The organism is Vibrio sp. LQ2 (genome assembly GCF_023920125.1).
Classification (GTDB): Bacteria; Pseudomonadota; Gammaproteobacteria; order Enterobacterales; family Vibrionaceae; genus Vibrio; species Vibrio fluvialis.
The window spans coordinates 4,040,844-4,054,167 of the sequence record NZ_CP085308.1 but is presented as its reverse complement, the minus strand read 5'-3'; the positions used below and the strand labels follow the sequence as shown (position 1 = coordinate 4,054,167).

General features: G+C 35.8%; 14 protein-coding genes. All 14 read right to left on the bottom strand.

The features are described from left to right. Positions 1–4 precede the first annotated feature (4 nt). A complete protein-coding gene (locus LGV68_RS18810) occupies positions 5–970 on the bottom strand; it encodes a GDP-L-fucose synthase (protein WP_252536788.1) in 966 nt (321 codons plus the stop codon). 11 nt (positions 971–981) lie between these two features. Continuing rightward, positions 982–2,088, bottom strand: a complete 1,107-nt coding sequence (gmd, locus tag LGV68_RS18805) for a GDP-mannose 4,6-dehydratase (protein WP_252535869.1) — start codon at positions 2,086–2,088, stop codon at positions 982–984. Between the two features lie 43 nt (positions 2,089–2,131). Then, positions 2,132–2,911: a glycosyltransferase family 2 protein gene (locus LGV68_RS18800; RefSeq protein ID WP_233976426.1), complete on the bottom strand. Its 780-nt coding sequence runs from the start codon at positions 2,909–2,911 to the stop codon at positions 2,132–2,134. 15 nt (positions 2,912–2,926) lie between these two features. Then, the gene (locus tag LGV68_RS18795; protein ID WP_233976427.1) at positions 2,927–3,949 is read right to left on the bottom strand and encodes an EpsG family protein; all 1,023 of its coding nucleotides are present in this window, start codon (positions 3,947–3,949) and stop codon (positions 2,927–2,929) included. Positions 3,950–3,964: 15 nt separating this feature from the next. After that, positions 3,965–4,843 carry a glycosyltransferase family A protein gene (locus LGV68_RS18790; protein ID WP_233976428.1) on the bottom strand — a complete coding sequence of 293 codons (879 nt, stop codon included), beginning with the start codon at positions 4,841–4,843 and terminating at the stop codon, positions 3,965–3,967. Then, positions 4,844–5,713 (bottom strand): glycosyltransferase, encoded by an 870-nt coding sequence (locus tag LGV68_RS18785; protein WP_233976429.1) that lies wholly within the window; start codon positions 5,711–5,713, stop codon positions 4,844–4,846. Between the two features lie 25 nt (positions 5,714–5,738). Continuing rightward, positions 5,739–6,608: a hypothetical protein gene (locus LGV68_RS18780; protein WP_233976430.1), complete on the bottom strand. Its 870-nt coding sequence runs from the start codon at positions 6,606–6,608 to the stop codon at positions 5,739–5,741. 63 nt (positions 6,609–6,671) lie between these two features. Beyond that, on the bottom strand, positions 6,672–7,409 hold the full coding sequence (locus LGV68_RS18775) for a hypothetical protein (RefSeq protein ID WP_252535868.1): 738 nt from the start codon (positions 7,407–7,409) through the stop codon (positions 6,672–6,674). A 12-nt stretch (positions 7,410–7,421) separates the two neighbouring features. Continuing rightward, positions 7,422–8,714, bottom strand: a complete 1,293-nt coding sequence (locus tag LGV68_RS18770; RefSeq protein WP_252535867.1) for an oligosaccharide flippase family protein — start codon at positions 8,712–8,714, stop codon at positions 7,422–7,424. A gap of 38 nt (positions 8,715–8,752) precedes the next feature. Next, positions 8,753–9,643: an alpha-1,2-fucosyltransferase gene (locus tag LGV68_RS18765; protein ID WP_252535865.1), complete on the bottom strand. Its 891-nt coding sequence runs from the start codon at positions 9,641–9,643 to the stop codon at positions 8,753–8,755. A gap of 33 nt (positions 9,644–9,676) precedes the next feature. Then, complete coding sequence (gene rfbC / locus LGV68_RS18760) at positions 9,677–10,231, bottom strand: dTDP-4-dehydrorhamnose 3,5-epimerase (protein ID WP_233976434.1); 555 nt, start codon at positions 10,229–10,231, stop codon at positions 9,677–9,679. Between the two features lie 7 nt (positions 10,232–10,238). Beyond that, entirely contained in the window at positions 10,239–11,111 is an 873-nt protein-coding gene (gene rfbD, locus LGV68_RS18755) for a dTDP-4-dehydrorhamnose reductase (RefSeq protein ID WP_252535864.1), read from the bottom strand. A 9-nt stretch (positions 11,112–11,120) separates the two neighbouring features. After that, a complete protein-coding gene (gene rfbA / locus LGV68_RS18750; RefSeq protein ID WP_233976436.1) occupies positions 11,121–11,993 on the bottom strand; it encodes a glucose-1-phosphate thymidylyltransferase RfbA in 873 nt (290 codons plus the stop codon). 1 nt (position 11,994) lies between these two features. After that, a complete protein-coding gene (rfbB, locus tag LGV68_RS18745) occupies positions 11,995–13,059 on the bottom strand; it encodes a dTDP-glucose 4,6-dehydratase (protein ID WP_233976437.1) in 1,065 nt (354 codons plus the stop codon). Between the last annotated feature and the right edge of the window lie 265 nt (positions 13,060–13,324).

Sequence of the window (13,324 nt, the reverse complement as noted above, 5' to 3'; positions counted from 1 at the left end):
ATACCTACTTACGGAAGTTGTTCTGGTTTGCCAAAAACCACTGATAGGTTTTTGCTAATCCATCTTCTAACTCGGTGCTGAATCGCCAACCTAAACTCGCCAAACGCGAAACATCCATCAGCTTACGCGGTGTGCCATCAGGTTTTGTCGAATCAAAAACAACATCCCCTTTAAAACCAACGACACGCGCCATCGTTTCAGCCATTTCACGAATCGTACAGTCAACGCCAGTACCAACGTTGATATGCGACAACATAGGTTGAGTATTGGCTTGATAAGTCTCCTTGTCTAATTCCATCACATGAATCGACGCAGCAGCCATATCATCCACATACAGGAATTCTCTCATGGGTGTACCAGTGCCCCATACGACAACTTCGGCATCACCACGTTCTTTTGCTTCATGGAAACGACGCATCAATGCGGGAATTACATGAGAATTCTCTGGATGGAAATTATCATTTTCACCGTACAGGTTCGTCGGCATCACACTGCGGTAATCTCGACCGTACTGACGGTTATATGATTCACAAAGCTTAATACCCGCAATTTTAGCGATAGCATAAGGTTCATTTGTCGCTTCCAAAATTCCCGTCAGCAGCGCCGATTCTGACATCGGTTGCTCTGCCATCTTCGGATAAATGCAAGAAGAGCCCAAGAACAACAAATGCTGAACATCGTTCTGGTGAGCAGCGTGAATTATGTTGCATTCCATCATCATATTTTCGTAAATAAATTCTGCTGGATACGTATTATTCGCATGAATGCCACCCACTTTCGCCGCAGCAAGGTAAACTTCATCAATAGACTCTTTCGCAAAGAAATTATTCACGTCATTTTGATTCAAAAGATTCAACTCACTGCGAGTTCGAGTCACGATTTCAACATCATCACGAACGGCAAGCTGTCTTACAATTGCTGAACCCACCATGCCGCGGTGGCCAGCAACAAAAATTCTTTTTTTCACAATCAGCCTACGTCTTAGCTTTCTACCGAGATGGACACGTCAAAACCGCTCGCTTTAAGAAGTGCATGCTGTTTTGCTTTATTGATGTCTGCCCGAACCATCTCTGAACACATTTCTTCAACGGTAATTTCAGGAACCCAACCCAACTTCTCTTTTGCTTTGCTCGGATCACCCAGCAACGTTTCCACTTCAGCTGGACGGAAGAACTTAGGGCTCACACGAACAATCACATCGCCAACATTGACGTGTGGCGCAATCGCAGAGTCAACCGCTGTTACTGTCGCGATCTCATCGACACCAGTACCAGAGAATACCACGTCGATACCCGCCTCTTTGGCAGACATACGGACAAACTCACGAACAGAGATTTGCTTACCTGTTGCAATCACGAAATCGTCCGCTTGCTCTTGTTGCAGCATCATCCATTGCATACGAACGTAGTCTTTTGCATGGCCCCAATCGCGCAGTGCATCCATGTTGCCCAGGTATAAGCACGCTTCCAAACCTTGAGAAATGTTCGCAATCGTACGAGTGATCTTACGGGTTACAAACGTTTCACCGCGGCGTGGAGATTCATGGTTGAACAAAATCCCGTTACACGCATACATTCCGTATGACTCGCGGTAGTTCACAGTGATCCAATACGCGTACATTTTCGCAACAGCGTAAGGGGAACGAGGGTGGAACGGAGTTGTTTCTCGTTGAGGGATTTCTTGAACTTCACCATACAGCTCAGAAGTAGACGCTTGATAAAAGCGAGTTTTCTTTCCCAATCCATTAATTCGAATAGCTTCAAGCAGGCGAATCGTACCTAACGCATCGACGTCTGCAGCGTATTCTGGAGATTCAAAAGAAACAGCAACATGAGACATTGCACCTAAGTTGTATACCTCATCAGGTTCAATTTCTTTCACTAGGCGAATCAAGTTCGAAGTATCCGTCAGATCACCATAGTGAAGGTGAACCTGATCGCTTTTGCTACGAAGAGCATCGATACGCTCAGTATTAAACGATGATGCGCGACGGATAATACCATGAACCTCATAACCTTTATCGACGAGGAACTCAGCCAGATATGAACCGTCTTGACCCGTAATACCAGTAATAAGTGCTTTTTTCAAAATTTACTCCTATATGTGAAAATACACTAATAATATATATGGTTTAGATTATAACTGATGAGCTTGGCTTTGTTAAACCTCTACGACTAGACAAAAATCTAAAAACACTTCTAATATGCCAAAAAAAATGTCTGGAGAACAATCTTCTATTTGAATGTTTAGCAAGATGAAGAGCGAAAATATCAGGATAAAATATAGGTTTATGTCCTAGATTTCCGCTTCTTAAACAAATGTCTGTATCTTCACAGTACATAAAATATTTTTCATCAAATCCAAACAAAAACGCGTAGTGACTTGCCTTAAACGCCAGAAATGATCCGGCAGCCCAATCGACTTCTATTGAGCATTTGATATTTTTTTTATCTAAAATAGTCGAATTTCCTAATCCCAAAAATGAGGATACAAAATCGAAAAGTTGTGGAAATTTCCGCACAGAAAAATCATAAATAAGTGGTTCAAATGACTTACATAAGTTTATCGTTGCTATTAAAACACCGTCAGCGTTCATTCTATTTATTAGAGAAAAAACATCCTTATTATTAACAAGAACGTCTGGATTGAGGACAATAAAAATATCATCTGGGTTCATCCCCAACACGGACTTGCAGTAATTATAATTTACGTTATTGTTTTTCCCAAACCCTAAATCATAATTATCATTAATCCAATGAAAATTTTGGCTACAAACAAATTCCTTATAGTCATCTCCAGACTTATTACTTTTAACGATTACTTGAAAATCATCGATAAGATTAGACACGCAATTCAACTCACGAATTAAATCGCCATGCCCATGAGAAACAATTGAAACAAAAACAGTCATAATTAAAAATCTATATTACATTAAAAAAGTTTCAAATGGAGTTAACTTATATACATTACCATTCTGTGCCAACACCACGACATTATAAGTTAAAATTAATAATAAAAAGGTAAAAATAAACAAAAATCTAGTTGTCTTATCAAAGAGAATGAATATATAAGGAAGCACTACCATTTCAACCCAAAATATTGACTCGATGAATCTCATTCCATGTAATAACGGAGGTCCAATATAGGTAACTAGAAATGATACCCCGGAAAGCATGAGAAGCAATGAATATAAAACCCCATATTTACGCTTGTCTATTTTATCTCTTACGCTTTGAAACAGATATATTTCTATAATAGAAAGAATGAAAATCATCAAATAAGGTAAATAAAACCCACCAAAATCATCGAGATATATTCGATACTTTGTGAATTCCAAAAACTTGTATCCTATTATTCCAACAGGAACACCAGCAATAATTAATAAATTAATCACTCTTTCTTTAATATTAAATTTAAACAATAATAACAAGAGAGACAAAAGAACCACTGATAAATGTACAAGTGGAGCCAAAAAAATCGCGACAACGGATGAGATCCTATAGCCTTTAATGTACAAAGCATAGCCAAACATTATAAGTGATATAGCCAACCACTGCCTAATATGATTAAATGTCGCCAAGTAAAAAACCGTAACCAACAAAAATATCAAAAAGGAAACTTCTTTACTTAATGACAATACCTTAAATGAGTAAGAAATTAAGAAAATGGTTACAATAGAGTAAAAGCCAAACACTGCATGTTCACCACCGAAGTTGTAAAAAATTTTTATTATTATATTATTAACAACCTCAAATTGGTTATTAAGTCCTGATACAACTAGAGGAAATAAATCTGAATATTCTTGATAATCGACACCGACTCCTTCTCTTAATGATGCAAATATAGCCACAACTAAAACTGAGAAAAAGTAAAAAAAGTCAAGCTTGTATCTAGAACTGATAACCAAAAATGATATAGAAACTACATAGAGAACCAAATAGTAAATCATATCGACAACCTATAACTATCTATTTGAAATTTTTTCAAATAAATAATAACACACTTTAACGAACCCCATGCTCTTTGCAACTAAATAAAAAACTTTTGCCATGTTGAAATATTTTTTTTCAAAAAAACACACTCTTAATTTAACATTAATTAAATAACCATCAGAGGATTTCGAACTAAAATACTCTGATTTAGAAACTAAGAAATCATCACACCATAAACTTGATATTCTGCCACTAGCAACACGTTTGGCTAAATCATTTTGGGAAAAAATATATTTTGATGTCGCTATATTAATGAATTTAATCTCCACTCCAAGTTTCTGAGCTCTCATCATAAAATCAGAATCTTGATGACGAGTAAGAGTTTCGTCAAATAGAACTTTTTTTGCAGTCGAGGTTTCAACGACAAACGTTGATGTTTGCATATGCTGCCCATGAAAAAAAACATACTCCGAGACTAACTCTCCTGGTGACAATGGTCTTTTAGGTCTAATATCTCGTTCCAAGCCACTCGTATCAGTCAATATAAATGGGCTAAAAAATATGACATTTACTGGGAAACTAAGATTTAAAATATTCTTATAGTATTTTTCAATGTGGCCATCCAACCATACGTCATCTGCATCGAGAAAAGCTATATATTTTGAATTAGAGTTTTTTATTCCTACATTACGACTATAAGAACCATTTTTATTCGACTCATTCCTAAGAAAAAGAATATCGAGAGAACATCTAAAGCTTTCTATTACTTTGCATAATTCATTACTATCAGATGAACAGTCATCTACAACAATTACTTTAGAAATTAAATCCCTATTCTGTCGACAAACAGAATCAAGGGTACTCTTAATTGTGGAACTGGAATTATAAGTGGGAATAACAACGGTAAACACTTACTTCCTCCTAAAAATAATAGAATTAAAAATAATTTTAAAATATGGGTATAAAAAATATATTGGCATTAATAAACCGGCGTGTCTCAATAGCAAATGCATCCTTTCACGAGGAGGGAAATTTTTCACATTATGCAATGATTTCAATTTTTCATGTAATGTAAGGCTTGAATCCTCCCATGTATTCAACTTAGTATTTCTTGGGCATATTCCTATATATTCCGGAAGTTGAACAATGTTAAATCCAGCTTTCTTTGCTCTTAGCCCAAAATCAAAATCGGCCATTGAATGAGTAAACGTTTCATCCAAAAAACCTATTTTGTCTATAACTGGCTTGGGAATGAGAGCAAAGTTCATATTCAATGTATCACCAAACTGAAAAGAATTACTGAAAGGTAATACTTCAAATGAATAGGGCAGAAATCTATTCTTTCTAATCTGAACACCATATGTAACATGGTGAATTTCGCCATCAGAAAAGGCACCAACCATTATAGAATCATTTAGATTACATCCGGATGTTTCTACCAAACTGAATACATCAATTAGTTTTTCAACATTAAAGTCAGAATCATCATTAAAGACTAAAACATGGCTATATTCATCACTCCAAGATTTTTTAAAACCCTTGATCATTCCTCCAGCCCAATAAAGATAACCATTGCCTAGTATTATCTCTATATCCGGAAAATTAGTATTCAACATATGAATAGTATTATCAGTTGAAGCGTCATCCACGACTATTATTTTGTGGTGAATAGCATTTACATGCTCCAACGCTATTTTTAATTTCTTTATGCTATTAAATGTTTTTTCTGACCTATTTCTTACCGTACACAGGCAAAGAATATTCACTTTTTTGCAATCCAACTTAACAACCTTTTCTGATAAAAATCTACCTGACAGAACCTGAGTACAGTCCCAAACTAAATAATAATCTTTTCACGCTAAACTTTAAGAAAGCAACTAATGGATGAGAATCTCTGCATCGATAAAAAACAGTGCCGTAGTTGTAACTGTAATTAGACGCTTTAAATAGCATTCCGTTCTCTAAATTGTATACAGCACCTAAACTAGGATTAAAATTGTTTAAACCAGAATATCCCCCGGGGTACTGTCCCAGCTGTGTAGGATCCCTAAATGCGCTGAAACCATATGACTTGTATAATAGACTAAATAAAGACTGGTCATGACGATGGTCAATGAAATGATCATATTTCTCACATGATTCTGAATCGGATATATAACTTTCGTTACAACACAAATTAAGCCAATCGTCGACAAATGCTATACTTTTATTCGACTTTTTTATGATGAAGACTGAGGCCATGATCTGATTTGTGTTTCTAAGACTAGAAAACCTAGCATTTTCGATACTGAACAAATCTGGCTTTGTCCATTGTTTTTCTATTAATGGAAGCTCAAATGCGATTACGTCTTGTTTTTTTGAGTCTATACTATCAAGGATGGTGTTTATGTTTTTTAAAAAAAACAAACCTGCATCTGAATAAACAATATAGTCACCATATTTTATGTTTTTTAGTTTTTTTTGTACAAGATATGGTTTCCACAACCAATATCCACCGCCTCTTTTAGAAGACATTATACTATGATTTTTTTTAACGAACTCTATGTCTATATCATCTGGACCAAACGCAGTTATTGATTCAAATTGGTTCAGAAATCTAGCAGATAGTACAGCAAAGTCCATTTGTTTTTTGTATTTTTCATCACCATAGGTGATATAATGAATACGTCTTACCATTAATTAACTACCAACCAAAACATGACCAATTGAAATATACGAGCACTTTAATAAAACATGGCATTATATCACCCTCCCCTTATGGGTAATTCTGTAAACATATAACTTTATTGATTTTTTAAGCAACTCAACTCGTTTAGGTTTGTATAATTTCCCAGTAGAACCCGAGCAACCAAAAATTTCAGGGTATTTATTCATTACAATTTTATCCACTTTAAAATTATTATTTTTAAACGTGCTAAAAAAAACATCTTCTAAATGAATTCGATTAAGATCTTCGACTCTATTATGGACATTGATTAAATTTTCAAAATAAAATTTCTTAGATGTAATATAGAATCGTGTATCGATACATATCGGATTATCATACCGAGCAAGAGTTGGTAGAAACGCTGCAAAATTATTGTAAGAATTAATAATCTCCATTAAATTTTCTACCCACAACTTCCCTGTCAGTTTCGCAAAATGTTGATAGCCAGAAAGTATTGCGCTATTTTTTAGCGCATACTCAACAATTTCGCCCTCACCGAAGCCTTTTCCTTTTAAAGCGACTTCTTTTTCGGAATTTAAAAATGATAGGATTTCAACTTCATTAAACAATGCATTTATTTCATCCTGATAATCTGCAAAATCAAATCCCGAACCATCACATATAACCACCTTGACTTTACGATTTGTAACTCGACTCAACTCTCGCACCCCATTTAGAGTGCTATCAATTCTCTTGTCGATATCATTTAAAACTGTAAAAGGAGCTGATGGCTTTATACATGTTGTTAACAATATTGGAATGACTTTCATTTCAACCTACTTTTATCTATCACAATAATCCTTAATTATTTTTATTAACTTTCTGTATCTTATTATTTTTAAATTATTATCTCTATGAACCATATATAAGAAAATAAAAACAACAACTTCGGACAGAACACTTGCTATTGCCCCTCCCATGGCCCCAAAAAAATAAACAGTAGGGATAATCATGATCATGGTGATAATTGATGCTCTTATTACAGCTTTACCGAAATCATCCTTCATACCTAAGGGAATTAATGTTTGAACACCATAAAAGTTATTAACTGCGGAAAAAAGCACAGTGAACATAAGAATTTTTAATATATTATTAGCACTTTCAAACTCATCGCCAGATAGAATATCTATAACTATACCTGATATAAATAAGTTCGACAGGCAACCTATAAAAATTAGTCCTATCAAAATTAAAAATGATTTATTGATAACATTTTCCACCTCTTCATTACTTCCATAATGTACTTTCCTAGATATATTTGGGAATAGAACTCGAAAGAAAACATTGATAAAGTTTTGTGCAATATTTTTAATTGTATTGGCAACATTGAATACACCAACCAATTCATACCCGTAGAAACCTCCTATAAAAAGAGGTATTGAATTGGTGTATATTGAAGAGGCGCAAGAAGTTTTGAAAATCATTAAACTGTCAAAAAAAGAAAACTTTAATGTCCGTATATTTGTCTTACATAAAAAACTTTTACATGAAATATTTAAATATATAAAACTAGTTATTCCTATTAGAAAAGCGCTTAGTGACTGTATATATAATGCCACTATGATATCTAACTCACTATTAACTAGAAAATATATCGATGGAATCGTTAGCAATCTAAAAAAAATAGTTATTAAGGACATATGCTTAAGCAAGTTGAATGCTTGAAATATGTATACAGAAGAAAAAACCATCCCAAATAACATAGGTAACAACGCGGCAATATTTTGAGCTTGTTCCCAGGGAATTATATTAAGGAATATTAATATAGATAATATGATTACTACAATAATGAAAAATATAAATTTCAAAATATATATAGATGTGACATATTCATTTAGCCTGTATCTACACCCCTTCAAGCTTACAATCGTTACTGTAGCTGACATGTCAAAGCCAAAACTTATTAACATCAAGGGATATGCCATCAACGCAATCACATAACTATACTCACCAAAGCCAGATACACCTAACGTTCTAGTAAGATAAGGGAAAGTAAATAACGGAACAACGTAGTTCAAAAATTGAACCACACCTAAATATTTTACATCGGATATAAAGCGAGACTTGTCTGACATTTCATTTTACACTAAGTAACCAATACACTTATTTTTATTCAAATTCTAATCCAATCAGACGGAACAATATCAATGCTAGATTTATTTCTATACCATTCTTTAGGTGCTACAACTAATTTTTCTCTGTTTTCTCCCAACCATGCTCCCCACCAACTAAATGTACTATTTGCAATAATATGCGCATCACATTTTGACATAAAATACAGGTCTTCGTAATCTGTATCGTTCGAAGGGTACACAACCATTTCACATTTCAAAAAATCATACTCTTTTTTAACCCAACTTAGATCATCAGAAAAAACCATAAAAGTCACATTATTACCAAATTTATTCTTAATATACTCCACTGCTAGTTTGTAATAATTTTTCCCGCAAACTCCACCTAAAATTTTATTATATTTTGGATTACTTATATAATCTCCTCTACGGACATGTAGACTAACTATCTTTTTATTTCCCTCAATATTGCAATTTAGACGAAGCCATTTTTCATCCAGAAGTTCATCATGAAGAGAGTAAGAATTTCTCACATCCGTACCTATTTCTTTGAAATACTCCTCGGATTGCCATAAACCTCTTATGTAATAGTCTTTACCGGTATCTAGCTTGCTCAAATCACGTTTGCACTTCCCATCAACTTCTAGAATGAAGCTTTCCTTTGCACCAAAGATTTTTCGTCTGACTTTAGATCTCAATGATAGATTTTCATCCAGATATTGACTTACGTCCTCGGTAAACACCCTAGACTTACATGATGTAAAGTAACTTCCTATCTGATATCCTTTATTATCTTCAGTATCATTAAATCTACCTAAATAAATATACGTATTCTGATCGCCATAAATTTTTTTGAGTTTTAAGTATAATGCATACTGAAACATCTGATTGCCTAATCCACCGATAATCTCAACTATTTTTTTACCTTCCATTACAATGCCCTAAAATTTAATGTCGATTGATTTTCAATTTTTATTGATTTCTATGAATTCATTGAGTGTCAATGCTTCATTGTCTTTATTGGATAAGAATGGCTTATTGGTTAATGGCCAGTTAATATTAATTTCCGGATCATTCCACATAATAGACACTTCAGCGGAAGGATTATAATAATCCGTACACTTGTATACAAACTCAGCTTCATCAGTAGTTACATAGAATCCATGAGCAAAGCCTTTCGGAATCCACAATTGACGTTTATTATCAGAAGAAAGGTATTCGCCCACCCACTGTCCAAATGTTGGTGAGTTTCTACGAATATCCACTGCTACATCAAACACTTCTCCGCAGACAACCCGCACTAGTTTTCCTTGAGTATTTTCTGTCTGATAATGCAAACCACGTAAAATTCCTTTTCTTGATTTTGAATGATTGTCTTGGACAAATTGAGTCGATTTACCTGTTACCCTTTCTTCAAAACGCTTCTGGTTCCATGTTTCCATAAAAAATCCGCGTTCATCACCAAACACAGTGGGTTCAATAATTTTCACATCAGGGATTTTAGTATCGATAACTTTCATATTTTAATTACTTATATGCTTGAATATTTTTTAAGGCATCTTTCCAATCGCTTGGTTTAATACCAAACTGATTTTTAATCTTAGAGCAATCTAATCGAGAATTGGTTGGACGTTTAGCGAGTGTAGGATAATCCGATGTAGGTATAGCAAAAATTCGAGGAGATACAGAAATTGCGTGATACTGCTCCGCAGATAGAAAGATTATTTTGGCGAACTCATACCAACTTGTGTAAGGCATACCTGAGAAATGGTAAACTCCCCACTCAGGAACATTGCCATCTTCGACATATTGAATTATATCAATCAAAGCATCAGCAATATCTCCAGCATAGGTTGGCCCACCTATTTGATCAGCAACAATAGTGATCTCATCACGAGTCTGAGCAAGGCGCAGCATAGTTTTTACAAAATTATTCCCATATTCCCCAAATACCCAGGCAGTGCGTAGAACTATATATCTATGACAATTTTCTGATACCGCTTTTTCGCCAGCAAGTTTGCTTTTCCCATAAACACTTTGAGGCCTAGGATTATCGCATTCCAGGTAAGAAACCTCCTTTTTACCATCAAAAACATAGTCGGTAGATATATGAAGTATTACGGCCCCATATTTTTCAGCTGCTTGGGCTAAGTTACGAGGCCCATCACAATTAATTGCATATGAAAGTTCAACTTCTTGTTCTGCACAGTCTACTGCAGTATACGCCGCAGCATTAATAATATATCCAGGATTGAAATTCCCTACAGCATTCATGACGGCTTCAAGATTGGTGATATCCAAAGCTTGATGATCTAGCGCTAGTACATCAACTTTATCTTTTAAACGTTCAGTAAGACAGCGACCGACTTGACCACCACAGCCTGTAATTAACACTTTCATTATTATATCTCACTGTTTAATTAGTGACCGTAAATATTGCCCATAACTATTTTTCAACATCGGTTTTGCTATTTTTATCAGCTGTTCACTACTAAGCCAGCCGTTACGCCACGCTATTTCCTCTAGGCACGCAACTTTTAGCCCTTGTACGTTTTCAATAGTTTGCACAAAAGAAGACGCCTCATGTAGGCTCTCGTGAGTGCCAGTATCCAACCACGCAAAGCCCCGCCCCAGTAGCTCTACATTCAGTGAGTCATCGCTGAGATACATTTCGTTTAAGGTCGTGATTTCAAGTTCACCCCGAGCAGATGGTTTCACCAGTTTTGCCATCTCAACGACGCGATTATCATAAAAATACAGGCCTGTTACTGCATAATTGGATTTGGGTTGTGTAGGCTTTTCCTCAATAGAGATAGCCTTCATGTGTTTATCAAATTCAACTACTCCGAAGCGCTCTGGATCTTTAACTTGATAACCAAACACCGTCGCTAATCCTTTAGACGTTAGCTCTCGAGCATGGTTCAATTGCCTGCTGAATGACTGACCATAAAAAATGTTGTCGCCCAGAACCAAGCAAACAGAATCGTCACCGATAAACTGTTCACCGATAAGAAATGCTTGGGCTAAACCGTCCGGACTTGGTTGGATCGCATATTGCAATTGAATACCAAAATCACTGCCATCACCTAACAAACGTTTAAAACTATCATTATCTTCTGGAGTCGTAATAATTAAGATTTCTTTGATACCCGCCAGCATAAGTGTTGAAAGTGGATAGTAGATCATTGGTTTGTCGTAAACGGGTAACAACTGTTTAGATACACCACGAGTGATGGGATACAAACGTGTACCGGAACCGCCAGCTAATATAATACCTTTCATACTACTCTCCAGCCCCCAAACGTTCACAACTATACGAACCATCAAGAACTCGGCTCCACCACTCTTTGTTGGTTAGATACCATTCCACTGTTTTTCTAATGCCAGATTCAAAGGTTTCTTGCGGCTTCCAGCCTAATTCTCGTTCAATTTTCGTTGCATCAATCGCATAGCGTACATCATGACCAGGACGGTCCTTTACGTAGGTGATCAAATTTTGGTAATGCACAACTCCTTGAGGTTTAGTTGGCACCATTTCTTCCAACAGTAAACAAATAGTCTTCACTACTTCAATGTTAGCTTTTTCGTTGTGACCGCCAATGTTATAGGTTTCACCGACTTTGCCTTCGGTAACAACCTTATATAATGCTCGGGCATGATCTTCTACGAATAACCAATCTCTGATTTGCATACCGTCACCATACACAGGTAGTGCTTTTCCATCCAACGCATTGAGAATCATTAGCGGGATAAGTTTTTCAGGGAAATGAAAAGGCCCGTAGTTATTCGAGCAATTCGTTACTATCGTCGGCAGACCATAAGTACGTAACCAAGCTCGAACTAGGTGATCACTCGATGCTTTAGACGCAGAATAAGGGGAAGAAGGCTCGTAAGAAGTTTGTTCGGTGAATAGATCGTCAGTTCCTTGTAAATCACCATAAACTTCATCAGTAGAAATGTGGTGAAAGCGAAATGATGCTTTTTTTTCACTATTCAATTGGTTCCAATAGTTACGGGTAGCTTCTAATAGGGTATAGGTACCTACTATATTGGTTTCAATAAATGTAGCGGGACCATCAATTGAGCGGTCTACATGTGATTCTGCCGCTAAGTGCATTACGGCATCAGGCATATAGTTTGCAAACACACGGTCTAACGCTGTGCGATCACAAATATCAACTTTTTCAAATACGTACCGCTCATTAGACTCAACATCGAGCAAAGATTCTAAGTTACCAGCATAAGTTAACTTATCCACATTGACTACGCTATCCATTGTATTTTGAATGATATGGCGAACTACCGCTGAACCGATAAAGCCAGCCCCACCCGTAACTAAAATTTTCATACCTTTACCCAACAATCGCTATTTTAATTCTTTGATAATGAGAGAATAAACATGCTACCGCCCTTGAGTCAGGCAATCTCACGTTCCATTAATCACAAAGTCAAAGATGTGTCATTTTCCCAAAGTCAGCGTAGACTACCCGAAAAGAAAGTATCTATCGACCTTATTCATATTGAACAGATATTCATCTCAACGAACATGTGCACTATTTTATCGGTTCAATTGATTAATTCTACTTTGCACCAATAGTAGCACGATGCATGGA

What these genes read in the sequence shown, in the direction of transcription:
- LGV68_RS18800 (WP_233976426.1), bottom strand. Translation starts at nt 2,911, where the DNA reads ATGACTGTTTTTGTTTCAATTGTTTCTCATGGGCATGGCGATTTAATT.
- LGV68_RS18795 (WP_233976427.1), bottom strand. Translation starts at nt 3,949, where the DNA reads ATGATTTACTATTTGGTTCTCTATGTAGTTTCTATATCATTTTTGGTT.
- LGV68_RS18780 (WP_233976430.1), bottom strand. Translation starts at nt 6,608, where the DNA reads ATGGTAAGACGTATTCATTATATCACCTATGGTGATGAAAAATACAAA.
- LGV68_RS18775 (WP_252535868.1), bottom strand. Translation starts at nt 7,409, where the DNA reads ATGAAAGTCATTCCAATATTGTTAACAACATGTATAAAGCCATCAGCT.
- LGV68_RS18770 (WP_252535867.1), bottom strand. Translation starts at nt 8,714, where the DNA reads ATGTCAGACAAGTCTCGCTTTATATCCGATGTAAAATATTTAGGTGTG.
- LGV68_RS18765 (WP_252535865.1), bottom strand. Translation starts at nt 9,643, where the DNA reads ATGGAAGGTAAAAAAATAGTTGAGATTATCGGTGGATTAGGCAATCAG.
- rfbC (WP_233976434.1), bottom strand. Translation starts at nt 10,231, where the DNA reads ATGAAAGTTATCGATACTAAAATCCCTGATGTGAAAATTATTGAACCC.
- rfbD (WP_252535864.1), bottom strand. Translation starts at nt 11,111, where the DNA reads ATGAAAGTGTTAATTACAGGCTGTGGTGGTCAAGTCGGTCGCTGTCTT.
- rfbA (WP_233976436.1), bottom strand. Translation starts at nt 11,993, where the DNA reads ATGAAAGGTATTATATTAGCTGGCGGTTCCGGTACACGTTTGTATCCC.
- rfbB (WP_233976437.1), bottom strand. Translation starts at nt 13,059, where the DNA reads ATGAAAATTTTAGTTACGGGTGGGGCTGGCTTTATCGGTTCAGCGGTA.